A 26,427-nucleotide genomic window follows, 5' to 3' on the forward strand; every position below is an offset into this window, starting at 1 on the left:
TCGACCGGTTGAATCCGCAACCCGGAGCGGCCCTTCGAATGCACCGATAGTGGTCATTCGTTATTGGTTTTCCGCGTTGGTATGATTCGCATCTGGTTGAGAGGGGTCAAGATAGATCAACGATGAAACTCGAAATCGAGGGCAGACCAGTAAACACTGCGCCGACTCCCGCACAGATCACACGTGCGCTCAAGTCGCTGCGAAGCTACGGCAAGTCATCTTATGCTTCGTTGACTGACGACACAGGCAACTACGTGCAAGTAGCCGGCGGTGGCGCCAGCTGTATGATCGAGCGCGTTGAATTCGGCGCGCAACAATGGAGAGCCTTCCATAACAAGCCTTCGCCTGTACGCCCTGATGGCACGATCCTGGTCTTCCGAGCGGGCAACATTCCGATGCGCTCAGATGAATGGTTCATGGCCGATCAGGTCGTGGAAGTATTTCTGGCCTTCCTAGGCGGAACATCGTATCCGCCATTTGTTCACTGGCGGTTAGCGCCGGACTTCCGAGCATGAGACCCTAAGCGAGCCGTCTCGAAGCAAGTACGTCGTCTGGCGCTCGTACGCAGCGAGTGAATAGGGTTGCCGATCGAGATCGTCCTGCACGCTATATTCTCCGTAGCCTACAAATTCATAGTAGACGGCCATAGTCTCTGCATGTGAACTCGTCCAGAATGTCCAGACCCATTCACTTCCAGACTCATTAAGCGCACGTGCTGCGTCGCCATCTGGTCCATATGGAATGCATGCAGGAAGCGATTGTCCGGGCCCGTCGGGACATAGCCAAACCTCATGCAGATATCCGAGGGAGTGTCTCATTTCCGTGCCCCATGGATTGGTGATTCGGCCGCCATGCGCGAGCGCGTGGCAATCGCACTCTTGCGCAAGGCATTGTCAACCATCCTCGTGCTTGGGTCGAGTGTCTCTTCCTGGCCGGCAGGCGACGGCGAGATCGATGCAGCCGACCAGGTGGGATCGCGATTAGTCCTGGCGATTAGTCAGCTCGGTGCCACCGACCTGACTTGTCACACACGCTGACTCTTTCATCATTCAGCCGGACGTGCTCTTCATTTACCTTCAGCGAGGTCGAAAGATCAATGTCAAAGGCGACGTTGAGCGCCTGCCTGACATGGATAGCCTCAACGGGAAGCTCCCAGGTCAGGAATACCTGAGTGCCATCCTGGCCGGGCGGGAAGTCGTCCACATCAAAACCGCTGCTGCCGCGCCGAATGACGCCATGAGACTGGCAGGTATCGAATATCAGAACCGAACCCCGGGTCAGGGGGATTCGAAGACCCAACGATGGAAAGTGTACGTCCTGACCCTTATCCTCGCTCAGGAAGAGATTGCAGAAGGCCGCGCCGCCATACTGCTCTCCGTCGTGGTGATACCTCGCGCCGCGGCAAGCCATTAGAGCGACGTCACTGGAGGCAAGTACTCCGGGCAGTCCAAGCTTGCTCGCCCAATCAGCCACTGCCTGCACGCAGTGCGAGTAGTCCGGCCAGCGCGCTCGTGCTCGTGCCAGAGGTAACGCCTCAACATCCCCAGGTTCCAGGGTCATGCGGGACGAAATCTCCCTAGCCCAATCCGCGAGCAGACGCGCCGGCGGCTCTGGCACGTCGACCGTGCCGGACAGCACGATGTCACTTACGCGCCGACTGCGGATGGTGTCGCCGCTCCAGAAATAGGAGGTGAGGACGTTTTGGGGCTGGGGTTGCAGGGAAGAGTAGCTCATTTGTCGCAGTGTAAAGCGGCTACCTTGGTCGCCGTGCCATCTCGCGCCAGCGAATGGCGCTTCCCGGACCCATTGCAGCCACTCGATCTGCTCAATAGCGGTCATTCACCGCCCGGACCGGCATGCGCAATTCCCGCTTAATTCTCAATGAGCGATTCGCTGACGAAGACGTTATAAGCACAGAGTCTGAGTATCTCTGCATTCGCGAACTGCGCCGCAAGCGCGTCTCGATTTGGAAACGGGCAGTGCTCATGTATAAACGAAACCCAATAGGCTGCCTAGTTCAGATCGTTTGGCATATTACGTCCTAGCATCGCGGCTTCCGGCGTCAACGCGTCGATTGTCAGCGATTCAAGCCGCACTGTCGAACGTCTCAATGTGGCCGAATCCAGCCGGCAACAGCCCCCCACCCAAGCCGCCCCGATTCATCCACCTGCCCCTTCTTTTGGCGACCACCAGCCTAACGACCTCCCCGGTCGTCCACGCGCGCATCGCGCCGCATCGCCTGCGGCGGCACGCCGAACCCGCGCACGAACGCCTCGCGCATATGCCGCCGGTCGCGAAAACCATTCTCCTTCGCGATCACATCGAGCGGATGGCGGCTCTGTTCGATCATCAACCGTGCGGACTCCAGCCGTAGCCGCTCGATCGCCTTCGCAGGCGATTGCCCCGTTTCGAGCGTAAACACGCGGCTGAACTGCCGAGGGCTCAGATGAACCGCCTCGGCCAGGTCCTCGACCGTCAGCGCGCGGCCGAGGTTCTGCCGCGCGTAGTTCAGCGCGTTCTGGATCCGGTCGGATTTCGGCGCGAGCTCCAGCATTTCCGAATGCTGCGACTGGCCGCCGGCCCGCCGCTGGTGCATCACGAGCTTGTGCGCGACCGAGCGCGCGGCCTCGGCGCCGAGATCCTTTTCCACCATCGCGAGCGCGAGGTCGAGGCCGGCCGTCATCCCGGCCGACGTCCAGATCGGACCGTCGACGATATAGATCCGGTCTTCCTCGACGCGAATCTCCGGATAGTGCCGCTGCATGTCGCGACCGTACGCCCAGTGCGTCGTCGCGCGGCGCTGCGCGAGCAACCCGGCCTCGGCCAGCACGAACGCGCCCGTGCAGATGCCGGCGACCCGCCGCGCGCGCACGTTCGCGCGGCGCAGGAACGCGACGACGCCGGCCGGCGCCGGAGATGCGACCGGATCGTTAACGCCCGCGACGATCCACGTATCGACGTCGATCCGGCCGCGCAGCGTGCGCGTGGCGACCGACAGCCCGAGCGACGAGCGCACGTCGCCGCCTTCGACCGAATAGTTGTCCATCACGTAGAACGGCTCGCCCGCGCCCATGTTCGCGTACTCGAACACCGACTGCGCGGCGAGCGCCATGATCTGGAAGCCGTCGCTGATCAGAAAGCCGATTCGGTGCATGTGTGTTCCCCAGTCCCGGGCGGGTCGGTCGGCCCGATGTCCCGAATCATACCCATCTACGTCATTTGTGTCGCGGCGATCCGAGGCCAGAATGCATTCACGCCATTCGGCTACCTTCATCGAAACGGAGCACATCATGACGCAAACGCATCGCGGTACCGCCCTCATTACCGGCGCCTCGTCGGGCATCGGCGCCCTCTACGCTGACCGGCTCGCGCGCCGCGGCTACGACCTGATCCTGGTCGCGCGCAACCGCGACCGGCTGGCCGCCCTCGCCGAGCGCATCACGAACGACACGCAGCGCAGTGTCGAGATCGTCGACGCGGACCTCAATGACCGCACGGCGCTCGCCGCCGTCGAGGCGAAGCTGAAGCAGGACGCGAGCATCACGCTGCTCGTGAACAACGCGGGTGTCGGCACGCATGCGCCGCTGCTCGACAGCGACGTCGACGCGATGACGCGGATGATCGACCTGAACGTGACCGCGCTCACGCGCCTCACCTATGCGGCCGTGCCCGGTTTCGTCGCACGCGGCCGCGGCGCGGTGATCAACATTTCGTCGATCGTCGCGATCTCGCCGGAAACTTTGAACGGCGTGTACGGCGGCAGCAAGGCGTTCGTGCTCGCGTTCAGCCAGTCGCTGCATCACGAACTCGCCGACAAGGGCGTGCAGGTGCAGGCCGTGCTGCCCGGCGCCACCGCCACCGATTTCTGGCAAACGGCCGGCCTGCCGGTCGAACACCTGCCGAAGGAAATCGTGATGCCGGCGTCCGACCTGGTCGACGCGGCGCTGGTCGGCTTCGATCGCGGCGAACTCGTGACGATCCCGTCGCTGCATGCAGGCGACGAATGGGAGGCGTACGAGGCCGCGCGCCGCACGATGGCGCCGCACCTGTCGACCGATACGCCGGCACTGCGCTACGCGCCGGCGCGCTGATCGCACCGGAAAGCCGGCTGATCGACGGCGGCAGGCGCGTCGAACACCGGAGTGTGCCGCCGGACGACCCGACGCGCGGCGAATCGGGCGGCGGTCGTCCGGTGTTCGGCGGCACGTTTCCGGGCGCGCGCCGATCGCTTCATTTGTCTGCGGGAAGGCGCCGGCGACGCATGCCGGCCTGCCGCCCGCGTACCGAGAACGCACGCCGGATTATTTCCTGGTCAGCGCAAATACGTCACACCAAAAGCCGATTCCGGTTCGCTTGCCATGCATTCCGCGCAACAGTAAGCTCTACGATTGCAGTTTCCAGAGCAGTCTCATTCGACCGGCGTTCGTCCGATCGCAAGAGCAATCGTCAATCGTACGTTGCGGAATTCGACCATGCGGTTCCGTATGTTCATTACCGAGACCGGCGACGCGCCGGCCTCCGCGCGCGGTTCGGCCGACAGTCAACCGGCGCCGCCCCCCGAACTGGAGGCCGTCTGCCGCGTCGCGCGTGCCCATTTCGGCACGGCCGGCGCATTCGTGGCGCGCGCCGAAGCCGGTACGCAACACGTGCTGGCGGCCGACGGCACGTTGCCCGACCCGCTTCCCGCCGACTTCTTTCCGTCACATGTCGAACGCGATTCGTCTGCCGACCGACGAGACGTCGTGCACGGCGCGAACGGCAGCCTGCAATGCGACGACAGCCCGCTTCACGCGCCGCAGATCGTCGCGGCGTGCGAACTGGCCGCGCCCGACGGCACCTCACTCGGCACGCTGTGCATCACCCACGACTCCCGCCTGACGCTCGATGCGGCGCAATGCGCGGTGCTGCGCGACCTCGCCACACTGGCCGAACGCGCGCTCGCCCGCGCCATTGACGAAGCCGCGTTGCGCGACCGGCTCGGCCGCGTCGAGGAGCACAGCACGCTGACGAAGCTTGCGCTGACCGAAAGCGGCACCGGCGTGTGGGATCGCAACGTTGAAACCGGCGAGATCCATTACTCGCCGACCTGGAAAGCGATGCTCGGGTATGCGCCGCACGAGCTGGGCAGCCGGATCGAGGATGCGTACGAACGGCTGCATCCGGACGATGTCGACGACGTGAAGGCGGCCATGCTCGCGCACTTCGAACGCCGCACCGACAGCTACGAGGTCGAGCACCGTATCCGCTGCAAGGACGGTACGTACAAATGGATCTGCAGCCGCGGCAAGGTGATCAACCGCGACGACAACGGCCGCGCGCTGCGCATGGTCGGCACGACCACCGACATCACGGCGCTGCGTGAGCTGGCCGCGCGGCTGCGCGACTCGGCCGCGCTCGTCACGGATCTCACCGACCAGGTTCCCGGGCTGGTGTTTCAGTTGCGGCAGGCAGCCGACGGGCGCCGCTACTTTTCCTATGCGAGTGCGGGTATCAGCGACATCTACGAACTGACGCCGGACCAGATTGCCCGCAACGCGGAGGCGGTCGAGACCCGGATTCATCCGGCCGACCTGGTTGCCTATCGGCAGTCGCTGCATGACTCGTCGCTGCGGCTGACGCCGTGGCGTCTCGAATATCGCGTGCTGCTGCCCGGCCAGGGCCTGCGATGGCGCGAAGGCGATGCGCGCCCGCAACGCATGGCCGACGGCGGCACCGTGTGGCATGGCTTCATCACCGATGCGACCGAGCGCAAGCACATCGAGGCCGAACTGCACCGGATGGCGACGACCGACCATCTGACGCAACTGTCGAACCGCCATGCGTTCATGCGGCAAAGCGAAGCCGCGCTGCGCGACGTGCGCGCGACCGGCCTACCCGCCGCGGTGCTGATGCTCGATCTCGATCACTTCAAGGCGCTGAACGACCGCTGGGGCCACCCGCTCGGCGACCGCGCGCTCCGGCATTTCGCGCGGCTGCTGCTCGCGGAAACGCGGCCGGAGGCGATCGTCGGGCGCGTCGGCGGCGAGGAATTCGCGATCGTGCTGCCGAGGTCGGACCTCGATACGGCGCTGGCATTTGCGCGGCGCGTGCAGCAACGCACGATGCAGGCGCGGCTGATGCACGAGGATCAGCAGGTCGAGCTGACCGTCAGCATCGGCATCGACGCGATGCGGGAGTCCGACTTCGGTGCGTACCAGCCGCTGTCGCGCGCCGACAAGGCGCTCTATCTCGCGAAGGAGCGCGGCCGCAACCGGATCGAGGTGTATCGGGCGTAGCGGCAGCGCCCGCTTCTGCCTCGAACGGGACGAAGGCAACGCGCCCCGACCTCGCCTTCAATGCGGCGCTTCCGCTCTCGCACCCGCGTCGCCGCGCGGCCCCCCCAACAGCATCGCGACCGCGCACGCGGCCAGCAAGGCCGCGATCATCAGCATCGCCGGATCCATGCTGCCGGTTCGCGTGCGGATCAGCCCGACGAGCCAGGGCGTGATCATCCCGCTCGACACGCCGATGCTGCTGATCAGCGCGATCGCGCCTGCCGCGCCGGCGCCCGAGAAATACGCGGACGGCACGGCCCAGAACACCGGATGCGCGGCGAAGATCAGCATCGCCGCGACCGACAGCAGCGCCATCATCGCGACGATGCTCGGCAGGTGCAGCGTCAGCAGCGCGAGCGCCACCGCGCCGCCGAACGCGCACGCGGCGAAGTGCCGGCGCCGTTCGCGCTTGCGGTCCGAGCGCCGCGCGATCGCGATCAGGCCAACCGCGCCGATCGCGTTCGGCACGACCGACAGCAGGCTGATCTGCACGACGTCGTGGATGCCGAATTCGCGGATCATCAGCGGCATCCAGAACAGCAGCATCAGCAACGCGGTGGTCAGCGAGAAATAGATGAACGCGAACAGGTACGTGCGCGGCTCGGCCAGCACCTGCCGCAGCGAACGCGGCGCATCCGCGCCCGCACCGGCGCGGTCGGCGGCCAGGTCGGCCGCGAGCCGCTGCCGGTCGGCGTCGGACAGCCAGCGCGCGTGCTCGGGACGATCGCACAGCCAGAACCACGCGATCACGCCGAGCAGGATCGCGGGCGCGCCCTCGATCGCGAACATCCATTGCCAGCCGTGCAGCCCGAGCACGCCCGACATCCCGCGCATGAGCCAGCCCGACAGCAGCCCGCCGACCATCCCGGCCACCGCGACGCCCGCGTAGAAGATCGACAGCACCGACGCGCGCCGCCGCGCCGGATACCAGTACGTCAAGTAGAACACCACGCCCGGAAAGAACCCGGCCTCGAACAGCCCGAGCAGGAAGCGCAGCACGTAGAAATGCTTCGCGCTGTCGACGGTGATCATCGCGACCGACACCGCGCCCCACAGGAACATGATCCGCGCGAACGTGCGGCGCGCGCCGAAGCGGCGCAGCAACGCGTTGCTCGGCACCTCGAACAGCACGTAGCCGACGAAGAACAGCACCGCGCCGAGGCTGTACATCGCGTCGGTCAGGCCGAGATCCTGGCGCATCTGCAACTGCGCGAAGCCGATGTTGCTGCGATCGAGGATCGACACGATGTAGCAGATGAACAGGAACGGCACGATCCGCGCGCCGATGCGGCGGTACAGCGCGTCGTCGTCCGTCGAACCGGCGCCGGACGCGACGGCTCGCGCGGCGTCCGCTTGAAGAGGGGCTGACATCGATCGTCTCCTCGATGGATTCAGGTACGGGGCGGGCATGGTGCGCCGCTCGCCGCCGCCCGCGGGCAGCGACCGGCCGTGGTTCAGTCGCGCTGCGCGGCTTCGCCCTTCACGCCGAGCATCAGCGCGGCGCCGCTCACGACCAGCAGCGCGGCCAGCAGGTACACGGCGAGATCCATGCTGCCCGTGCGGGTGCGGATCATCCCGATCACCCACGGGCTGACGATGCCGCTCGTGATCCCGATGCTGCTGATCAGCGCGATCCCGGCCGCGGCCGCGTTGCCCGACAGGTAGCGAGTCGGCACGGCCCAGAAGATCGGCAGCGCGGCGAAGATCAGCGTCGCCGCGATCGACAGGCACGCGAGCATCGCCGCGAAGCTGTGCAGGTGCAGCGTCAGCGCCGCGAGCGCGAGCCCGCCGCCGATCGTGCAGCACGCGAAGTGCTTGCGGCGCTCGCTGGTGCGGTCCGAGCGGCGCGCGATCAGGATCAGCCCCACCGCGCCGACCGCGTTCGGCACGACCGTGTAGAGGCTCACGGCCACGACATCGGTCACGCCGAAGTCGCGGATCATCAGCGGCATCCAGAAGTTGAGCGTCAGCGACGCGCAGGTCAGCGAGAAATAGATGAACGCGAACAGGTACACGCGCGGATTCGCGAGCGCCGCCGCGACGCTGCGCCCGTCGTGCGCGCTGCCGTGCCCGCGACCGTCCGCGCACAGCGCAGCGACCCGCGCCTTTTCATCGGACGTGAGCCACGCGGCGTCCTGCGGCCGGTCGACGAGGCACGTGAACGCGACGAACGCGAGCAGGATCGCCGGTGCGCCTTCGATCGCGAACATCCATTGCCAGCCGTGCAGCCCGAGCACGCCGCTCATGTCGCGCATGATCCAGCCCGACATCAGGCCGCCGAGCACGCCGGCCACCGCGACGCCCGCGAAGAACACCGAGATCGCCGCCGCGCGCCGGTTCGCCGGGAACCAGTAGGTCAGATACAGCACGATGCCGGGAAAGAAGCCGGCTTCGAACACGCCGAGCAGGAAACGCATCACATAGAAATGCGACGGCTGCGACACGAACATCATGCCCGTCGACGCGATGCCCCACAGCAGCATGATCCGCGTGAACGTGCGGCGCGCGCCGAAACGTGCCAGCAGCATGTTGCTCGGCACTTCGCAGAACACGTAGCCGACGTAGAACACCGCGGCGCCGAGGCCGTACATCGCATCGCTGAAACCGAGATCGTGCTTCATCTGCAACTGCGCGAAGCCGATGTTGATGCGGTCGAGGAACGATACGACGTAGCAGAGGAACAGGAACGGCACGATCCGCCACGCGATCTTGCGGAACAGCAGCGCGTCGCCGGATTCGGACGTCGATGAGGATACCGAAACGCTCGCGTGCGCGATCGTCGCTTCGGCGGGAAGCGATTGGGGCATGTCTCTCTCCAAACGGGCCGCGCGAATCGAGCGCGCGGCAGTCTCCGAGGGCGTGCATGCGCCCTGCTTTCTTGTGAGACCGGATACGGCTGCCGGCACCGCGGCGCAACGCCGCCGCGGAAACCGCCGCCTTCAGGGAAACGGCGGCACGTTCACGAGAACGCCCCGCCGCCGTGCGCCGCTCAGTCCTGCAGCGCGGCCCACATGTCCTTGTCGCGCTGCGCGGTCCAGATGCGCGGATGCGTGATGCCGCTCGCTTCGTCGAACGCGCGCGACACGTCGAACGGCAAACAGTGCTCGTAGATGAACACGTGGCCGAACTTCGGATCCATCGCTTCGCGCGTGAGCGCCATCGACGCCTTCAGGTCGAGGTTGCGTTCGACCGCCTTGCGGCCCTGCGCGAGCAGCGTCGTGACGAAATCCTTCGTGTAGTCGAGGCCCTTGTCGACCTCGGCCGGATTCAGCAGCGCGGGGCCGCGGCCCGGCACGAGCTTCTCGGCGCCGAGCGCGCGCAGCGCCTCGAGCGTGGCCGGCCACTGTTCGAGCTGCGCGTCGCCGCAGTAGCACGCGGCGTCGTATTCGACGAGGTCGCCCGAGAACAGCACCTTCTGCGACGGCAGCCAGACGATCGTGTCGCCCTTCGTGTGGCCCGAGCCGACATGCATGATCTTCACTTCGAGCTTGCCGAGGAACAGTGTGATCTCGCGCTCGAACACGAGCGTCGGCCAGGTCAGGCCGGGCACCGTCTCGACGCCGGCGAACAGACGCGGGAAGCGCTCGATCTCCGACTTCATGTCGGCCTCGCCGCGCTCGACGATCATCTCGTACGTGCCGCGGCTCGCGATCACATGCTGCGCGCCTTCGTCGAAATACGCGGACGCGCCGAGCACGCGCACCGCGTGGTAATGCGACAGCACCACGTGCTTGATCGGCTTGTCGGTCACGCTGCGGATCTTCGCGATCAGGTCCTGCGCCATCGCGGGCGTCGCGGTCGTGTCGACGATCAGCACGCTGTCGTCGCCGATGATCACGCCCGAGTTCGGGTCGCCTTCGGCGGTGTACGCGTACGCGTTCTCGGACAGCTTCGTCCAGGTGACTTTCTTCTCTTCCAGATCGGCTTGGGAGGCGAATGCTTTGGCCATGTTGCGTTCCGTGGCTGCGAGCCATGTGTTGAGGGGAGTGAGCCGATCATCTTCCCGCGTCGATTATTTGTCAATGACAAAGTCGCTTGCTATTGTCTAATGCGGGTAAACCTGCGGGCTGGCGCGATAAATGGCGTCGGATACCATGCGGGGTTTCGTCAACGGAAGAATCATCGCGTGCAGAACCACGAAGTCAGCGCAGACGACGCGCCCCCCAAGGCGCAGCGCGGGATCCAGAGTGTCGAGGTCGGCGGCCGGCTGCTCGACGCGCTCGCGCGCCGGCGCAAGCCGCTCGGGCTGTCGGAGCTGGCCGCGGCGGCCGACCTGTCGACCGCGCAGGCGCACACCTATCTCGTCAGCCTGACGCGGCTCGCGCTCGTGAAGCGCGACGCGATCACCGGCAACTACGAGCCGGGCCCGTTGTCGCTGCGGCTCGGGCTGATGTCGATCGAGCGCCAGCCGGCCTACCGCGCGGCGCTGCCGCACGCGGTGCGGCTCGCGGAAGCGGTGGGCTTGAGCGTCGCGCTGTCGGTGCCGGGCGCGCTCGGCCCGACGATCGTGCGCATCGAGCACGGCGGTTATCCGCTGCACGTGAACCTGCACGTCGGCTCGGTGATGTCGCTCGACACGACGGCGACCGGCCGCGTGTTCCGCGCGTTCGGCGATTCCGCGCAACTCGATGCGATGGCGGCCAGCCAGGCCGGCGCGGGCGACACGCTCGCGGGCGCCGAAGGCACGCAGCCCGCGCCGGACGCCGACGGGCAACAGGCCGCACTCGACGCGATCCGTGCGCGCGGCATCGAACGCAGCGTCGACCGACCGAGCCCCGGCGTCAGCGCGATGTGCGTGCCCGTATTCGACGCACACGAGCGCCTGCAGCTCGCGTTGACGGTAATCGGTTCGACGGGATCGATCGATGTCGGCTGGGACGGCCCGATCGCGGCCGCCCTGCGCGATACGGCGCGACAGGCCACCGTGTCGCTCGGCGCGGAACCTGCCGAACCGGCGCCCGCACCGGAAGCAGGCGCACCGCACGTGCCGCCGGCGCTGGCCGACGATGCGAAAGCGCAGCGCGGGATCAATGCGCTCGACAGCACCGGCGAGCTGCTGCTCGCGCTGGTGTCGGCGGGCCGCGCGCTGCCGCTGCGCGATCTCGCGGCGGCGGCCGGCATGCCGGCCGCGAAGGCGTTTCCGCATCTCGTCAGCCTGCAGAAGATCGGCCTGCTGAGCCGCGACGACGCCGGCTGCTTCGACGGCGGCCCGCTCGGGCAGGCGCTCGGCCTGATCGCGATGCAGCGCGTGTCGCCGACGCGCGACGCGGAAGCCGAGATCGTCGCGCTGGCCGGCGCGACCGACATGAGCGTGGCGGCCGCGACGCTCGGGCCGCTCGGCCCGACCGTGATCCGCCTGGAGGAATCGGCGCGGCCGCAGCACGTCAGCCTGCAGGTCGGCACCGTGATGTCGCTCGTCAATACGGCGATCGGCCGGATCTTCGCGGCCGGCATGTCCGACGACGTGCTGGCCGACTTGCTCGCCAACGAGCCCGTGCGTCTGGCGGGCGGTGCCGCCACGCAGGCCGACGACGCGTTCCGCGCGCGGCTCGCGGCGATCCGCGCGGCCGGGCTCGATTTCGCATTCGACGCGCCGGTGCCGGGCATCGGGACGGTCGCCGCGCCCGTGTTCGATCACACCGGCAGCATCCGGCTCGTGATCGCGATCATCGGCTCGTCGCGCGGCTTCCCGCGCGGGCCGGACAGCAACCTCGCGCAGACGCTGCTCGCCGCGACGCGGCGGCTGTCGTGGCGGTTCGGGTGGATCGGCCGGTAATCGCCGCGCCGCCTCGCCCCCGTCCTCCCCGCCGCTCGAATCCCCTCTTTTGCTCCACGCGAGGCCGTGCACGCATGGCCTCGTCGCGCCTGCACGCGACGAAACGGCGGCCGATATTCATGTTGCGCAGCAGCAACACAAATTGCCAGTAATTCTCATATAACGAAATCGCATTTCACAAGGCGGTGATGTTTCGCTATGATCAGGGTTATCCCTAACTCGCCACCTATATGGGGCTTCGTCATGCAAACGTCTAATGTCTCCGATCGTTCCACCGAATCCGCCGGCTGGCTCGCACGTGTTGGCGAGCTGATTGCAGAAGCTTGGCAACTCCACCTCGATAACTGCGAAGTCATCGCTGAAGCACACGCGCGTCTGCCGCACTAAGCGGAACGACCGCACGACGACCTGCCTGATCCGCTTGCCCGAACGCGCGCCGCAAGGCCGCCGCGTCCGGCATCGGAGTTGGGTGGTGTCGTGGTAACGAGCCGGGCTGGTCCCGGTTGAATGCGCTCATCACGTCGGGAGCGCGTTGAGGTCTGCGCCGCCGCCGATCGGTATCGGCGCGGTTTTGTCGGCAAGTTGCCCGAGCGGGCCACCGTCATCCCGACGACGTGCAATTGCGTCAGATCATCCCTGACGGAAGATTCATCCGTTTTGCCTGCCCGCGTGCAGTACCCCGCCGGGCGCCTTCCGCACCGGTCGATCGCAGGCTGTCTCCGCGCGATTGCGCAGCCGCATGCGCGACCCGTTCGATGACGGCCGCGCGCCCCATCCCCGCCCCCGCCTTCACACCTGAATCGACGGCACGTCCTTCATGCAGCGCAGCGCGAACATCGAGCGGCTGTGACGGATGCTCGAGATCTTGTAGAGCTTTTCGCGCAGGAAACGCTCGTAGCCGGCCGTGCCGTCCACGGCGACCTTGATCCAGTAGTCGTATTCGCCCGACACCAGATAAGCCTCCAGCACTTCGGGCAGCGCCGCCAGTTCCGAGCCGAAACGCGCGAGCGCGTCGTCCTCGTGGCGATCGAGCGTGACTTCGAGGATCACGATGTCCGCGTAGCCGAGCATGCGCTGGTTGACCAGCGCGACATAACCATCGATGTAGCCGTCGACTTCGAGTTGCCGCGTGCGGTTCCAGCATGCGGTGGTCGACATGCCGATCTGTTCGGCCAGTTCGGCGTTCGACAGGCGCGCATTTTTCTGCAGTGCACCGAGGATCTTGCGGTCCTGATTGTCGAGGGTTTTCGGCGAGCGTTCGCGGGTAGCCATGATGAGAAGAATCTTCTACTGAAAATGGGCATTCTATCTGAACAGGATTCCGGTTTCAGGTCCGTTTTGCCAGAAAACAGGAAGCCTTTTAACCGACCCGCTTGATACATTTTCATCATGCCTGTTGCCCGGCACGCTCCCCGCGACAACCCCTTCGCACCGGGACGCACGGCCGCAATCACGAGTTGCGGTGCCGGACAAGCAGGCATGCGATTCCCCGCCGCCCGCACGCCTATCCACCGCGTGCGGAGCCGGTGCCTGCTCCCCGCTCTTGCACTTCCCGTCATGTCGTTCAGGCTTTATCTGTCGTTCCTCGCTGCTTCCGTCGTTCTCATCTACGCCCCCGGCCCCGTCAACCTGCTCACGATGAACCAGGCGCTGCGCGCCGGCTGGCGCCGTGCGCTGCCGTGCGTGTGGGGCGGCACGCTCGCCGTACTGCTGCAACTCGCGCTGACCGCGCTGTGCCTGAATTCGCTGGTCCACATCAACGAGCACGCGCTCACTGTGTTGCGCTGGGCCGGCGCCGCGTATCTCGTTTGGCTCGGCGGCAAGCAATGGCTCAGCCGCGCGCCGGCAAGCGCGCCCGCCGCATCGGCCGAATCCGGTGCCGGTGCCGTCATCGTTGAGCCGGACGCCGATACCGGACGCGCGCTGTTCTGGCGCGGCGTCGCGACGTCGGGCCTCAATCCGAAAACGCTGCTGTTCTTCCCGTCGTTCTTTCCGCAGTTCATCAGTCCGACGGCCGACTGGAGCCTGAACCTCCAGTTCCTGCTGCTTGCCACGACGTTCGCGCTGCTGTTCGCGGGCGGCGTCGCGTCGATGGCGCTGTTCTCGCACCGGTTGAGCCGCGCGTTGCAGCGGCCGGCGCGGATGCGCGCGATGAACCGCGTGACGGGTGGCTTGCTCGTCGGGATGGGCGCGATCATGGTCGGCTGGAACTGAGCGACCGGACAGTGTGACCCGGGTCGGCCATCGTGCGGCCGGTACAATCGCGCGATGTCCGAATTGCTCACTTACGGCGGCCTGTTCGCCGTGTCGATGGTCGCCGCGACCCTGTTTCCGCTCCAGTCCGAAGCCGTGCTCGCCGGCCTGCTGCTTGCCGGGCGCGAACCCGTGTGGGCGCTGGTGCTCGTCGCCAGCATCGGCAACGTCGCAGGCTCCGCGATCAACTGGATGCTCGGGCGCGGCATCGAGCACTTCCGCGACCGCCGCTGGTTTCCGGTCAAGCCTTCTGCACTCGCGCGCGCCGAGCGCTGGTATGCGCGCTACGGCCGCTGGTCGCTGCTACTGAGCTGGGCGCCGGTGATCGGCGATCCGCTGACGATGATTGCCGGTGTGCTGCGCGAACCGCTGCCAACCTTTCTGGCGATCGTCACGATCGCGAAGGTCGGCCGCTACCTGGCCGTCGCGTGGCTCGTCGTGCATTGAGCCGCGCGACGCGCCACGCGTCTTTTATTTCTTGCCGCCCGCCAGGTCGATCGCCTTGTCCGATCCGACCGCATTGCGCAGCTGGAATTTCTGGATCTTGCCGGTCGATGTCTTCGGCAGCTCGCCGAAGCGCACGGCCTTCGGCACCTTGAAGCCCGCGAGCAGTTGCCGGCAGTGCGCGACGATCTCCTCCTCGGTTGCGCTCGCGCCTTCGCGCAGCTCGACGAACGCGCACGGCACCTCACCCCATTTCGGATCGGGCATCGCGACGACAGCCGCGACCGCGACGGCCGGATGCCGGTACAACGCGTCCTCGACCTCGATGCTCGAGATGTTCTCGCCGCCCGAGATGATGATGTCCTTGCGGCGGTCCTTGATGCGGATGTAGCCGTCCGGCGTCAGCACGCCGAGATCGCCCGTATGGAACCAGCCGCCGTGGAACGCCTCGTCGGTCGCCTTCGGGTTCTTCAGGTAACCCTTCATGCAGATGTTGCCGCGGAACATGATCTCGCCGAGCGTCTCGCCGTCGGCCGGCACCGGCGCCATCGTGTCGGGATCGAGTACCGTCGCGCCCGCTTCGAGGTGGTAGCGCACGCCCTGGCGCGCATTGAGCCGCGCGCGCTCTTCATCGGGCAGTGTTTCCCAGTGCGACTGCTGCGCGCACACGGTCGCGGGACCATAGACCTCGGTCAGCCCGTACACGTGCAGCAGGTCGAAGCCGATCTCCTTCATCTTCGCGATCACGGCCGGCGCGGGCGCCGCGCCCGCGACCATCGCGTGCACCGTGTGGTCGATGCCTTCGCGGAATTCGGCCGGCGCGTTCGCGATCGCGCTCTGCACGATCGGCGCGCCGCAATAGTGCGTGATGCGCTCGCGGCGAATCAGGTCGAACACCGTCTTCGCATCGAACTTGCGCAGGCACACGTTCACGCCGGCACGCGCCGCGACCGCCCACGGGAAGCACCAGCCGTTGCAGTGGAACATCGGCAGTGTCCACAGATACACCGCGTGCTTCGGCATGTCCCATTCGAGCAGGTTGCTGATCGCCGCCAGATACGCACCGCGATGGTGGTAGACGACGCCCTTCGGATCGCCGGTCGTGCCGGACGTGTAGTTCAGCGCGATCGCGTCCCACTCGTCGGCCGGCAGCGTCCATGCGTAGTCGGCGTCGCCGCCGGCGACGAACGCTTCATAGTCGATCGCACCCGCGAAGCGGGCGGGATCGGCCGGCATCGCGTCGGCGACGCTGACGATCTTCAGGCCCGGCACCTCGAGCGCCGCACGATGCGCGAGCTCCGCGTATTCGGTGTCGACGATCAGCACCTTCGCCTCGCCATGACGCAGCATGAACAGCACCGACGGCACGTCGAGCCGCGTGTTGATCGTGTTCAGCACGGCGCCGGCCATCGGCACGCCGAAGTGCGCCTCGACCATCGCCGGGATGTTCGGCAGCATCGCCGCAACGGTGTCGCCGCGCCCGACACCGGCCTGCGTGAGCGCACTCGCCAGCTGCTTCGCGCGCGTGTAGGTCTCGCCCCACGTGCGCCGCACGTCGCCGTGCACGATCGCGAGGCGCTCGCCATAGACTTCGGCCGTCCGGACCAGAAAGTCGATCGGCGTGAGCGGCACGTAATTGGCGTCGCGGCGGCCGAGCCCGGCCTCGAACATCTGCGTCATGATCCTGTCTCCCGTGTTCTGTCGACCGGCGTGCATGCACCCCGAATCGTTTTGATGTGGTTCAATTGCCGACAGCCTAACGGTCGTTATTGTGGGCCGTCTGTCATCGAAACGACAGAGTGCCCTTCGAGCGCCGCGCGTAATCCCTATCCTCGCAAACCCGCACCCATGCACGACCCTCTCGTTGCGCCGCCCGACGCGGCTGCCCACCCGGCCGACGCGCTTCCCGAACCCGGCCCGATGCCGGCGCTGTCGACGCTGTTCGGCCAGTGCGCGTGGTTCCGCACGCTCGCACCGGAACACCAGGCGCTCGTGCTCGCGCAGTCGCGCGTCGAGCAGTGCGAGGCCGGCGACGTGATCGCGCACCGGCTCGCGCCGTCCGAATACTGGATCGGCGTGCATCGCGGGCTGCTGAAGCTCGCGATCTTCAACGTGTCGGGGCGCGGCTGCACGTTCTCCGGCGTGCCGTCGGGCGGCTGGTTCGGCGAAGGCAGCGTGATCAAGCGCGAGCTGCGCAAGTACGAGGTCGTCGCGATCCAGCGCTCGACCGTGCTGTTCGTGCCGGTCGACACGTTCCATGCGCTGCTCGACACGAGCCTGCCGTTCACGCGCTTCGTGATCCACCAGTTGAACAACCGGATGGGCGAGTTCATCGCATCGATCCAGAACAGCCGGCTGCTCGACGTCGATGCGCGCGTCGCACAGGCGCTCGCGCAGCTCTTCAACCCCGACCTGTATCCGGACACCGGCCCGTCGTTGTCGATCTCGCAGGAGGAACTGGGGATGCTCGTCGGCGTGTCGCGGCAGCGGATCAACCAGGCGCTGCAGCAGCTCGAAAAGCGCGGCGTGCTGCGGCTCGCGTACAACCAGATCGAAGTCGTCGATCTGGGTGCGCTCGCGCGGGTCGGGATGGAACAGATTTGAGCGGCGCGATGAACGAAACCGTCGCCGACGCGGCTGGCCCGTCCGGTCCCGCAGCCGTTTATTCGCCGTCTCGTCCGCATGCATTTCCTCTGCGGAATCGGCGATCGGCCGCCGCGCGGCAACCTGACAATTCCGCCAGTTTCATGTCAGTAACCCGTTCGGCCCCAACGCCTATCATTCGGGTTCCCTTCACCGACGCCTGATCACCGCCTGTCCCGCTGCCTCCATGTGGATCGTCAATCTCGCGCTCAGGCGCCCCTACACGTTCATCGTAATGGCCATCATGATCGTGCTGGCCACCCCGCTTGCGCTGATGCGCACGCCCGTCGACGTGCTGCCCGCGATCAACATTCCCGTGATCAGCGTGATCTGGAATTACAGCGGCTTCTCCGCGACGGAGATGACGAACCGGATCACGGCCGTCCATGAACGGATCCTGACGACGACCGTCAACAACATCCAGCATGTCGAATCGACGTCGCTGCCCGGCATCGCGGTCGTGAAGGTGTTCCTGCAGCCGGGCGCGAACGTGCAGACGGCGATCGCGCAGACGGTGTCGTCCGCGCAGGCGATCGTGCGGCAGATGCCGCAAGGCGCGACGCCGCCGCTCGTGATCACCTATTCCGCGTCGAGCATCCCGGTGATCCAGCTCGGGCTGTCGAGCACGACGCTCAGCGAACAGTCGCTCGCCGACATCGCGCTCAACTTCCTGCGCCCGCAACTGATCACGGTTCCAGGCGCGCAGATACCGTTCCCGTACGGCGGCCGCACGCGCGTGGTCGCGGTCGACCTCGATCCGCAGGCGCTGCTCGCGAAGGGCCTCACGCCGGCCGACATCGTCAACGCGGTCAACGCGCAGAACCTCGTGCTGCCGACCGGCACCGCGAAGATGGGCCAGACCGAATACCGGATCGACACGAACGCGTCGGCCGACACGGTCGCCGACATCAACAACCTGCCCATCCAGACCGTCAACGGCGCGACGACCTACCTGCGCGAGGTCGCCGCGGTGCGCGACGGCTTCGCGCCGCAGACCAACGTCGTGCGGCAGAACGGCCAGCGCGGCGTGCTCATCTCGATCCTGAAGACCGGCGACGCGTCGACGCTCAAGGTCGTGTCGGACCTGAAGGCGCTGCTGCCGAAAGTGATCCCGACGCTGCCCGAAGGGCTCACGATCACACCGCTGTTCGACCAGTCGGTGTTCGTCAACGCGGCCGTGCAAGGCGTGATCCACGAGGCGCTGATCGCCGCCGTGCTGACCGCGATGATGATCCTGCTGTTCCTCGGCAACTGGCGCAGCACGCTGATCATCGCGATCTCGATCCCGCTGTCGATCTTCACGTCGCTGATCGCACTATCCGCGCTCGGCGAGACCATCAACATCATGACGCTCGGCGGGCTCGCGCTCGCGGTCGGGATCCTGGTCGACGACGCAACCGTCACGATCGAGAACATCGAGCGGCACCTGCATCTCGGTACGAACCTGCACGAGGCGATCCTCGAAGGCGCCGGCGAGATCGCGGTGCCCGCGTTCGTGTCGACGCTGTGCATCTGCATCGTGTTCGTGCCGATGTTCTTCCTGACGGGTGTCGCGCGCTTCCTGTTCGTGCCGCTCGCCGAAGCGGTCGTGTTCGCGATGCTCGCGTCGTACGTGCTGTCGCGCACGCTGGTGCCGACGCTCGCGATGTTGCTGTTCCGCCCGCAGCAGGCCAGCACCGGCCCCGACCATGCGACGTCGCGTTTCGCGCGCATTCATCACGCGTTCAACAACGCGTTCGAGCGGCTGCGCGCGTGGTACATCGTGCTGCTCAGCATGCTGCTCGTGCGCCGCCGCTTCTACGCGATGTGCTTCCTCGGCTTCTGCGTGCTGTCGACGGGCCTCGTATTCGTACTCGGCCGCGACTTCTTCCCGAACGCCGATTCCGGCAACATCCGGCTGCACATGCGCGCGCCGACCGGCTACCGGATCGAGGAAACCGCGCGCCTCGCCGACCAGGTCGAACGCGTGATCCGCGAAGCCGTGCCGCCCGACGAGCTCGGTGCGATCGTCGACAACCTCGGCCTGCCGGTGAGCGGCATCAACCTGTCGTACAGCAACGCCGGCACGATCGGCACGCTCGACGGCGAACTGCTGATCGCACTGAAGCCGGGCCACCGCGCGACCCAGCACTACGTGCAGACGTTGCGCACGCTGCTGCCCGAACGCTTCCCGGGCGTCGAGTTCTTCTTCCAGCCGTCGGACATCATCACGCAGATCCTGAACTTCGGTCAGCCAGCGGCCATCGACGTGCAGGTGCTCGGCAACGATCTCGCGAGTAACATGACAATCGCAAGCAGCCTGATGAAAAAGGTCAGGCAAATCCCCGGCGCCGTCGACGTGCACGTGCAGCAACGCAACGACGAGCCGACCCTGCTGGCCGACATGGACCGCACGCGCATGCAGCAGCTCAATCTCTCCGCGCAGAACGTCGCGCAGAACATGCTGATCTCGCTGTCCGGCAGTTCGCAGACGACCCCGTCGTTCTGGATCAACCCGCGCACCGGCGTCCAGTACCCGCTGCAGATCCAGACCCCGCAATACAACATCTCGTCGGTCGACGACCTGCTCGGCACGCCGATCTCGGCGAGCGGCCGCACGGGCGCGCCGCTGCAACTGCTCGGCAACCTGGTGCAGATGCGCAGCGGTGCGAACCCGGCGGTGATCACGCACTACAACATCCGCCCGGCGATCGACCTGTACGTGAGCGTCGAGGGCCGCGACCTCGGTTCGGTCGCGGGCGAGATCGACCGCATCGTGTCCGACGCGCGCGCGACGCTGCCGCGCGGCACCGACCTGACGATGCGCGGGCAGATCGAGACGATGCGCACGTCGTATATCGGCCTCGGCGCGGGTGTCGCGATGGCGATCGTGCTCGTGTACCTGCTGATCGTCGTCAATTTCCAGTCGTGGCTCGACCCACTGATCATCATCAGCGCGATGCCGGCCGCGCTCGCCGGCATCGCGTGGATGCTGTTCATCACCGGCACGCACCTGAGCGTGCCCGCGCTGACGGGCGCGATCATGACGGTGGGCGTCGCGACCGCGAACAGCATTCTGGTCGTGTCGTTCGCGCGCCAGCGCCTCGCGGCCGGCGCGCCGCCGCTCACGGCCGCGCTGGAGGCCGGCGCGACGCGGATCCGGCCGGTGCTGATGACGGCGCTCGCGATGATCATCGGGATGGTGCCGATGGCGCTCGGTCTCGGCGAAGGCGCCGAGCAGAACGCGCCGCTCGGCCGCGCGGTGATCGGCGGGCTGCTGTTTGCGACCATTTCGACGTTGTTGTTCGTGCCGCTCGTGTTCGGCGGTGTGCATTCGCGGCTGGCCCGACGGCGCGCGCGCCAGGCCGGACACTGACTTTCGCCTATAGACCCGGTTGAATTGGTTGAATTCATGGAAGAGAAACATCACAGCTCCGTCGGCATCCAGGTGGACGAACACGGCATGCACCTGCCGACGCGCACGTCGGTGTCGCGGCGCGGACGGATCGTCCTGATCGTGATCGGCGTGCTGCTGGCCGCCGGCGCCGCGCGCACGATCGTCGTCAACGTGCTGAACCGCAACCGGCTCGACGCGGTCGCGGAGCAGAACACGCGCCAGTACGTGAACGTCGTGCATCCGGTCGACGCCGCGACCGGCGGCAAGCTGACGCTGCCCGGCACGCTGCGCGGCTTCGTCGAGGCGCCGATCTACGCGCGCGCCAGCGGCTACGTACTGCGCTGGCAGGCCGATATCGGCGCGCACGTGAAGCAGGGGCAAGTGCTCGCCGAACTCGACACGCCCGAACTGAACCAGGAACTCGCGCAGGCCACCGCGCAGCGCCAGCAGGCGCAGGCGACGCTCGCACTCGCGAAGACGTCGTTCGACCGCGCGCAGCAGCTGCGCCAGCGCGATGCCGTCTCGCAGCAGGAGCTCGACGACCGGCAAGGCGCGTTCAACCAGGGCACCGCGAACCTCGCCGCGGCCGATGCGAACATGCGCCGGCTCACGGAGCTGAAAGGCTTCCAGCGGATCGTCGCGCCGATCGACGGGATCGTCACGCAGCGCAACGTCGACGTCGGCGACCTCGTCAGTTCCGGCAACGCGGGCCGCTCGCTGTTTACGGTCGTGCAGGCCGACCGGCTGCGCCTCTACGTGCAGGTGCCGCAGGCCTACGCGCAGCAGGTGAAGGTCGGCCAGCACGTGAGCGTCGCGCAGACCGAGCTGCCGGGCCAGACCTTCGACGGCACGATCACGCGCACGTCCGAGGCGATCGACGTCGCGACGCGCTCGCTGCAGATCGAGATCACGCTGCCGAACCCGGACGGACGGCTGCTGCCTGGCGCATACGTGCAGGCGACGCTGCCGATGACGCCGATCGGCCGCCTGCAGGTTCCGGCCAATACGTTGCTGTTCCGTTCCGAAGGCCCGACGGTCGCGACCGTCGACGCGAACGGTCAGGTCCGCCTGAAACAAGTGACGATCGTGCGCACGATCGGCCAGACGCTCGAAGTCGACGGGCCGCTCACGCCGAACGACCGGCTCGTCGCGAACCCGGGCGACGCGCTCGCCAATGGCGACCAGGTCATCGTGTCGGCGCCGGCGGCGAAACCCGCATCCGGCGCCGCGGGAGCGAAGTCGTGATCGCGACACGCGTTCGCGTGCGGCCCGCGGCGCTCGCCGCCGTCGTGGCGGCCACCGCCCTCGCCGCCTGCACGGTCGGCCCCGACTACCGGCGCCCGGCCGTCGATACGCCGGCCGCGTGGCGGCTCGACCCGGCCGACGCGTACTGGCATCCGGCCGCGCCGGCCCGCGCGCCGCTCGATCCGGCGTGGTGGACCGCGTTCGGCGATCCGCAGCTCGATGCGCTCGAAACCGACGCGCTGCGCAACAACCAGAACCTCAAGGCCGTCGCCGCGCGCTACGACCAGGCGAAGGCGACGCTCGCGTCGGTCGCGTCCGCGCAATATCCGGCGGTCGGCCTGAACGCGAGCGGCCAGCGCTTCAAGATCTCCGCCGACCGGCCGCGGACCAACTACGCGACAGTGAACGCGTCGACCGTGCAGAACGACATTCAGGTCGGCGCGAGCGTCAGCTACGAGCTCGACCTGTTCGGCCGCGTGCGGCGCAGCGTCGAATCCGCGCAGGCGAGCACCGAGCAGGCCCACGACGATTTCGTGAACGCGCGCCTCGTGCTGACCGCCGATCTCGCGTCGAGCTATTTCGCGCTGCGCGAGTTCGACACCGAGATCGACGTCGTCAAGCGTTCGATCGACCTGCAGCAGAAGGCGCTCGACTACGTGGACGCGCGCCATGAACTCGGCGCGGTGTCGGGTCTCGACCTGCTGCAGCAGCGCGCGCAGCTCGACGCGACGCGCACGCAGGCGCAGTTGCTGCTCCAGCAGCGTGCGCAGGTCGAAACCGCGATCGCGACGCTGGTCGGCACGCCGGCCCCCGCATTCTCGCTGCCGCCGCGCGTGGTGCCGATCAACGCGCCCGCGCTGCCGACCGGCATGCCGAGCGACCTGCTGCAGCGGCGCCCCGACGTCGCGTCGGCCGAGCGCGCGATGGCCGCCGCGAACGCGCAGATCGGCGTCGCGCGCGCCGCGTATTTCCCGCGCATCATGCTGTCGCCGGACCTCGGCTGGGATGCGACGCGCTTCGCGGGCCTGTTCACCGTGCCGGCGCTGCTGTGGTCGGTCGGCGCGTCGGTCAGCCAGCCGCTGTTCGAAGGCGGCAAGCTGAAGGCCGGCGTCGATTTCGCGCAGGCCGGTTATACGGCCGCGCAGGCCAGCTACCGGCAGACCGTGCTCACCGCGTTCCAGGAGGTGCAGAATGCGGTGACGGGCCTGTCGGTGCTGGCCGAAGCCGCGCAGCAGGCCTCGGCCGCCGTCGACGATGCGCGCAAGCTCGTGTCGCTCGCGCAGGATCGCTATGCGGGCGGCCTGACGCCGTTCATCGACGTGCTGACGGCCCAGCAGCAACTGCTGACGAGCGAGCGCCAGGCCGTGCAGATCCAGGGCCAGCGTGCGGCGCTCGTCGTCTTTCTCGCGAAGGCGCTCGGCGGCGGCTGGGACGGCGATGCGACGCACGGCCCCGCGCCGTCCGACGTCGCGGCGGCGGGCCCGCAGCGCACCGCGGGCGTCGGCCCTTAACCCGGTTACGCGGACACACAATATGAAAGTGCTGATCGTCGAAGACGAACCGAAAGTCGTCGAATACCTGAAGAGCGGCCTGACCGAGGAAGGCTGGGTCGTCGACACCGCGCTAGACGGCGAGGACGGCGCGTGGAAAGCCGTCGAATTCGACTACGACGTGGTCGTGCTCGACGTGATGCTGCCGAAGCTCGACGGCTTCGGCGTGCTGCGCGCGTTGCGCGCGCAGAAGCAGACGCCCGTCATCATGCTGACCGCCCGCGACCGCGTCGACGATCGCGTGCGCGGGCTGCGCGGCGGCGCCGACGATTATCTGACCAAGCCCTTCTCGTTCCTCGAACTGATCGAACGGCTGCGCGCGCTGACGCGCCGTGCCCGCGTGCAGGAATCGACGCTGATCTCGATCGGCGACCTGCGCGTCGACCTGATCGGCCGGCGCGCGACCCGCGACGGCACGCGGCTCGACCTGACCGCGCAGGAATTCCAGCTGCTCGGCGTGCTCGCGCGGCGCAGCGGCGAGGTATTGTCGAAGACGACGATCGCCGAACTCGTGTGGGACGTGAACTTCGACAGCAACGCGAACGTCGTCGAGACGGCGATCAAGCGCCTGCGCGCGAAACTCGACGGCCCGTTCGCGGAGAAGCTGCTGCACACGATCCGCGGCATGGGCTATGTACTCGAGGCGCGCGAGGAAGGCGACGCCGAGAGGCAGGCATGAAACGCTCGATCGTCCTGCGGCTCTCCGCGATGTTCGGCATCGTGTCGCTGCTCGTGTTCACGCTGGTCGGCTGCGGGCTGTTCGTGATGATGGAGCGCCAGTTGTTCGCCGAACTGCGCGCGACGCTCGACACGCGTTCGAAGGTTGCCGAACTGATCGTGTCGCATGCCACCACGGCCGCGCGCGGGCGCCTGCTGCAGGAGAAGCTCAGCGATTTCGAACCGCCCGACGGCTCGACGCACTACCAGATCGTCAGTCCCGATCCCGCCTTCCGCTTCGGCAATCCCGTGAACGGCGTGCCCATCGAGCCGCCGAACGGCGCGTTCCAGCGCTACGCGCTGAACGACAGCAGCTACGACGTGATGACGAAAACCGTCACCGTAGCCGGCAGCGGCGAGCGGCCGACGTTGCAGTTGGTCGTCGCCAGTTCGTGCGAGCGCACGCAGCGGATGCTGCGCCGCTTCGGCTGGACCCTCGCCGCGCTGATCGCGACGGCCACCGTCATCACGCTGCTGCTGAGCCGCGCGGTCGCGCGCTTCGGGCTCGCGCCGCTCGACCGGCTGTCACAGGATGCGGCAACCGTGAGCGCCACGAACCGCCGCCAGCGGCTACAGACCGACGCGCTGCCGGCCGAGCTGCGCGACCTCGCCGCGTCGTTCAACGGCGCGCTCGACCGCATCCAGCAAACCTACGCGCGGCTCGAGGCATTCAACGCGGACGTCGCGCACGAGCTGCGCACGCCGGTCAGCATCCTGATCGGCCAGACCCAGGTCGCGCTGACGAGCCGCGACCGCTCGGTCGACCGGATGCGCCAGACGCTGCAGTCGAACCTCGAGGAATTCGAGCGGCTGCGCGTGATCATCAACGACATGCTGTTCCTGTCGCGCAGCGACCGTGGCGAACGCGCGACCGACCTGAAGGACGTGTCGCTCGCCGGCGAGGTGCGGCGCATGCTCGACTTCCTCGAAATCCCGCTCGACGAAGCGCAGTTGCGCGCCGAATTGCACGGCGATGCGCGCGCGGCCGTCGATCCGTCGCTGTTCCGCCGCGCGATGACGAACCTGCTGATCAACGCGATCCAGCATTCGGCGCCCGGCGCGACGCTGAGCGTGACGATCACGCGCCGCGACGCGCTCGTCGAAATGGCCGTCGCGAACCCCGGCGAACCGATCGACCCTGGCCAGCGCTTGCACGTGTTCGAACGCTTCTACCGGCTCGAGGAAGCGCGCGCGAACAGCAAGGAGAACCACGGGCTCGGGCTGTCGATCGTCAAGGCTGTGGCCGAGATGCATGGCGGCGGCGTGTTCGTCGCCTGCTCGGGCGGCGTCAATACGTTCGGCTTCTCGGTATCGACGCAACCTTGCGCGGGCGTCCCGCTGCGCCCGGCCGATGCAAACGGCCCCGCCGATCCGCACGACGCGCAACCGGCGCACACGCCGCGCGCCTTGCACTGACGGCGGCCGCGCGCCGCCGAGGGCAGTTTTCTTCAATACGGGCCGGTGCGGCTTCCGTAATCTCGATGCGACTTTCGACATTTCGCATGGAGATATCCGATGAGCATGCTGGTTTCGATGGCCGCGTTCGCGCTCGCCTCGTCGATCACCCCCGGTCCCGTCAACATCGTCGCGCTCAGCGCCGGCGCGCGCCACGGGCTCGGCGCGAGCCTGCGCTATGCGGCCGGCGCGACGCTCGGTTTCGTCGCGCTGTTCCTGCTGATCGGCCTCGGCCTGCACGCGGCGCTCGCGCGCTGGCCCGTGCTGACGACCGCCACGCAGTGGTCGGGGATCGCGTTCCTGCTCTACATGGCGCTGCGGCTCGCGCTCGATGACGGCCGGCTGTCGGCCGACCCGGACGTGGCCGGCCCGACGGCGGCGGCCGGCGCGGCGATGCAGTGGCTGAACCCGAAGGCGTGGCTCGCGTGCGTGGCCGCGATGGGTGCGTATGCGGCCGATGGCGACCGCACGCAGGTCTGGTTATTCGCCGGGCTGTATCTGGTGATCTGTTTCGCGTCGATCGCGTGCTGGGCGTATGCGGGCGCGTCGTTGCGGCACCGGCTCGCGAATGCGCGGCGCATGCGTTTGTTCAACCGGCTGATGGCGCTGCTGCTCGCGGGCAGCGCGCTGTTTCTGCTCGACGTGTAGCCGCGC

Annotated in this window: 20 protein-coding genes; 13 read left to right on the forward strand and 7 right to left on the reverse strand. The window is 67.3% G+C overall.

The genetic code is table 11. From position 1 onward, the window contains the following. Positions 1–122 precede the first annotated feature (122 nt). Positions 123–515, forward strand: a complete 393-nt coding sequence (locus VL15_RS39860) for a hypothetical protein (RefSeq protein WP_080970783.1) — start codon at positions 123–125, stop codon at positions 513–515. A 478-nt stretch (positions 516–993) separates the two neighbouring features. Here VL15_RS39860 and VL15_RS10100 read toward each other — a convergent pair whose 3' ends face one another. Together VL15_RS10100 and VL15_RS10105 are read right to left on the reverse strand one after the other, a co-directional pair. Then, positions 994–1,734: a hypothetical protein gene (locus tag VL15_RS10100; protein WP_048245506.1), complete on the reverse strand. Its 741-nt coding sequence runs from the start codon at positions 1,732–1,734 to the stop codon at positions 994–996. A 460-nt stretch (positions 1,735–2,194) separates the two neighbouring features. Beyond that, positions 2,195–3,154, reverse strand: a complete 960-nt coding sequence (locus VL15_RS10105) for a GlxA family transcriptional regulator (RefSeq protein ID WP_048245342.1) — start codon at positions 3,152–3,154, stop codon at positions 2,195–2,197. A gap of 136 nt (positions 3,155–3,290) precedes the next feature. Here VL15_RS10105 and VL15_RS10110 point away from each other — a divergent pair, with 136 nt between their 5' ends. Then, positions 3,291–4,091 (forward strand): SDR family NAD(P)-dependent oxidoreductase, encoded by an 801-nt coding sequence (locus tag VL15_RS10110; RefSeq protein ID WP_048245343.1) that lies wholly within the window; start codon positions 3,291–3,293, stop codon positions 4,089–4,091. 381 nt (positions 4,092–4,472) lie between these two features. Beyond that, positions 4,473–6,275: a sensor domain-containing diguanylate cyclase gene (locus tag VL15_RS10115; RefSeq protein WP_230684420.1), complete on the forward strand. Its 1,803-nt coding sequence runs from the start codon at positions 4,473–4,475 to the stop codon at positions 6,273–6,275. 57 nt (positions 6,276–6,332) lie between these two features. Here VL15_RS10115 and VL15_RS10120 read toward each other — a convergent pair whose 3' ends face one another. From VL15_RS10120 to VL15_RS10130, 3 genes are all read right to left on the reverse strand, one after another. Next, positions 6,333–7,685 carry an MFS transporter gene (locus VL15_RS10120; RefSeq protein WP_048245345.1) on the reverse strand — a complete coding sequence of 451 codons (1,353 nt, stop codon included), beginning with the start codon at positions 7,683–7,685 and terminating at the stop codon, positions 6,333–6,335. Positions 7,686–7,768: 83 nt separating this feature from the next. Next, on the reverse strand, positions 7,769–9,121 hold the full coding sequence (locus VL15_RS10125) for an MFS transporter (RefSeq protein ID WP_048245346.1): 1,353 nt from the start codon (positions 9,119–9,121) through the stop codon (positions 7,769–7,771). Between the two features lie 182 nt (positions 9,122–9,303). Beyond that, a complete protein-coding gene (locus tag VL15_RS10130) occupies positions 9,304–10,263 on the reverse strand; it encodes an MBL fold metallo-hydrolase (protein WP_048245347.1) in 960 nt (319 codons plus the stop codon). A gap of 177 nt (positions 10,264–10,440) precedes the next feature. On the opposite strand from VL15_RS10130, the gene VL15_RS10135 reads away from it, so the two are divergent. Beyond that, entirely contained in the window at positions 10,441–12,090 is a 1,650-nt protein-coding gene (locus VL15_RS10135) for an IclR family transcriptional regulator domain-containing protein (protein WP_048245348.1), read from the forward strand. Between the two features lie 789 nt (positions 12,091–12,879). Here VL15_RS10135 and VL15_RS10140 read toward each other — a convergent pair. Beyond that, on the reverse strand, positions 12,880–13,362 hold the full coding sequence (locus tag VL15_RS10140; protein ID WP_048245349.1) for an Lrp/AsnC family transcriptional regulator: 483 nt from the start codon (positions 13,360–13,362) through the stop codon (positions 12,880–12,882). A 285-nt stretch (positions 13,363–13,647) separates the two neighbouring features. Here VL15_RS10140 and VL15_RS10145 point away from each other — a divergent pair, with 285 nt between their 5' ends. Next, positions 13,648–14,304, forward strand: a complete 657-nt coding sequence (locus VL15_RS10145) for a LysE family translocator (protein ID WP_048245350.1) — start codon at positions 13,648–13,650, stop codon at positions 14,302–14,304. 54 nt (positions 14,305–14,358) lie between these two features. Next, on the forward strand, positions 14,359–14,790 hold the full coding sequence (locus VL15_RS10150; RefSeq protein WP_048245351.1) for a YqaA family protein: 432 nt from the start codon (positions 14,359–14,361) through the stop codon (positions 14,788–14,790). 24 nt (positions 14,791–14,814) lie between these two features. Here VL15_RS10150 and VL15_RS10155 read toward each other — a convergent pair whose 3' ends face one another. Further along, positions 14,815–16,467 carry an acyl-CoA synthetase gene (locus VL15_RS10155; protein ID WP_048245352.1) on the reverse strand — a complete coding sequence of 551 codons (1,653 nt, stop codon included), beginning with the start codon at positions 16,465–16,467 and terminating at the stop codon, positions 14,815–14,817. Between the two features lie 168 nt (positions 16,468–16,635). Here VL15_RS10155 and VL15_RS10160 point away from each other — a divergent pair, with 168 nt between their 5' ends. The 7 genes from VL15_RS10160 to VL15_RS10190 all read left to right on the forward strand — a co-directional run bounded on the left by VL15_RS10160 (position 16,636) and on the right by VL15_RS10190 (position 26,421). After that, a complete protein-coding gene (locus tag VL15_RS10160; protein WP_048245353.1) occupies positions 16,636–17,391 on the forward strand; it encodes a Crp/Fnr family transcriptional regulator in 756 nt (251 codons plus the stop codon). A 226-nt stretch (positions 17,392–17,617) separates the two neighbouring features. Next, positions 17,618–20,785, forward strand: a complete 3,168-nt coding sequence (locus tag VL15_RS10165) for an efflux RND transporter permease subunit (RefSeq protein WP_048245354.1) — start codon at positions 17,618–17,620, stop codon at positions 20,783–20,785. Positions 20,786–20,821: 36 nt separating this feature from the next. Further along, entirely contained in the window at positions 20,822–22,051 is a 1,230-nt protein-coding gene (locus VL15_RS10170) for an efflux RND transporter periplasmic adaptor subunit (RefSeq protein ID WP_048245355.1), read from the forward strand. Beyond that, positions 22,048–23,562 (forward strand): efflux transporter outer membrane subunit, encoded by a 1,515-nt coding sequence (locus tag VL15_RS10175; RefSeq protein ID WP_048245356.1) that lies wholly within the window; start codon positions 22,048–22,050, stop codon positions 23,560–23,562. The genes VL15_RS10170 and VL15_RS10175 overlap by 4 nt, the downstream gene beginning before the upstream one ends. Before the next feature lie 22 nt (positions 23,563–23,584). After that, the gene (locus tag VL15_RS10180) at positions 23,585–24,280 is read left to right on the forward strand and encodes a heavy metal response regulator transcription factor (RefSeq protein WP_048245357.1); all 696 of its coding nucleotides are present in this window, start codon (positions 23,585–23,587) and stop codon (positions 24,278–24,280) included. Further along, on the forward strand, positions 24,277–25,734 hold the full coding sequence (locus tag VL15_RS10185) for a heavy metal sensor histidine kinase (protein ID WP_048245358.1): 1,458 nt from the start codon (positions 24,277–24,279) through the stop codon (positions 25,732–25,734). The genes VL15_RS10180 and VL15_RS10185 overlap by 4 nt, the downstream gene beginning before the upstream one ends. 99 nt (positions 25,735–25,833) lie before the next feature. After that, a complete protein-coding gene (locus VL15_RS10190; protein ID WP_048245359.1) occupies positions 25,834–26,421 on the forward strand; it encodes a LysE family translocator in 588 nt (195 codons plus the stop codon). Positions 26,422–26,427: the final 6 nt, after the last annotated feature.

Source organism: Burkholderia cepacia (assembly GCF_001039005.1).
GTDB classification, from domain to species: domain Bacteria; phylum Pseudomonadota; class Gammaproteobacteria; order Burkholderiales; family Burkholderiaceae; genus Burkholderia; species Burkholderia theae.

Bases quoted from the DNA above. Each gene is read 5' to 3' on its own strand.
- VL15_RS39860 (WP_080970783.1), top strand. From the start codon at position 123: ATGAAACTCGAAATCGAGGGCAGACCAGTAAACACTGCGCCGACTCCC.
- VL15_RS10100 (WP_048245506.1), bottom strand. From the start codon at position 1,734: ATGAGCTACTCTTCCCTGCAACCCCAGCCCCAAAACGTCCTCACCTCC.
- VL15_RS10105 (WP_048245342.1), bottom strand. From the start codon at position 3,154: ATGCACCGAATCGGCTTTCTGATCAGCGACGGCTTCCAGATCATGGCG.
- VL15_RS10110 (WP_048245343.1), top strand. From the start codon at position 3,291: ATGACGCAAACGCATCGCGGTACCGCCCTCATTACCGGCGCCTCGTCG.
- VL15_RS10115 (WP_230684420.1), top strand. From the start codon at position 4,473: ATGCGGTTCCGTATGTTCATTACCGAGACCGGCGACGCGCCGGCCTCC.
- VL15_RS10120 (WP_048245345.1), bottom strand. From the start codon at position 7,685: ATGTCAGCCCCTCTTCAAGCGGACGCCGCGCGAGCCGTCGCGTCCGGC.
- VL15_RS10125 (WP_048245346.1), bottom strand. From the start codon at position 9,121: ATGCCCCAATCGCTTCCCGCCGAAGCGACGATCGCGCACGCGAGCGTT.
- VL15_RS10130 (WP_048245347.1), bottom strand. From the start codon at position 10,263: ATGGCCAAAGCATTCGCCTCCCAAGCCGATCTGGAAGAGAAGAAAGTC.
- VL15_RS10140 (WP_048245349.1), bottom strand. From the start codon at position 13,362: ATGGCTACCCGCGAACGCTCGCCGAAAACCCTCGACAATCAGGACCGC.
- VL15_RS10145 (WP_048245350.1), top strand. From the start codon at position 13,648: ATGTCGTTCAGGCTTTATCTGTCGTTCCTCGCTGCTTCCGTCGTTCTC.
- VL15_RS10150 (WP_048245351.1), top strand. From the start codon at position 14,359: ATGTCCGAATTGCTCACTTACGGCGGCCTGTTCGCCGTGTCGATGGTC.
- VL15_RS10155 (WP_048245352.1), bottom strand. From the start codon at position 16,467: ATGACGCAGATGTTCGAGGCCGGGCTCGGCCGCCGCGACGCCAATTAC.
- VL15_RS10160 (WP_048245353.1), top strand. From the start codon at position 16,636: ATGCACGACCCTCTCGTTGCGCCGCCCGACGCGGCTGCCCACCCGGCC.
- VL15_RS10165 (WP_048245354.1), top strand. From the start codon at position 17,618: ATGTGGATCGTCAATCTCGCGCTCAGGCGCCCCTACACGTTCATCGTA.
- VL15_RS10170 (WP_048245355.1), top strand. From the start codon at position 20,822: ATGGAAGAGAAACATCACAGCTCCGTCGGCATCCAGGTGGACGAACAC.
- VL15_RS10180 (WP_048245357.1), top strand. From the start codon at position 23,585: ATGAAAGTGCTGATCGTCGAAGACGAACCGAAAGTCGTCGAATACCTG.
- VL15_RS10185 (WP_048245358.1), top strand. From the start codon at position 24,277: ATGAAACGCTCGATCGTCCTGCGGCTCTCCGCGATGTTCGGCATCGTG.
- VL15_RS10190 (WP_048245359.1), top strand. From the start codon at position 25,834: ATGAGCATGCTGGTTTCGATGGCCGCGTTCGCGCTCGCCTCGTCGATC.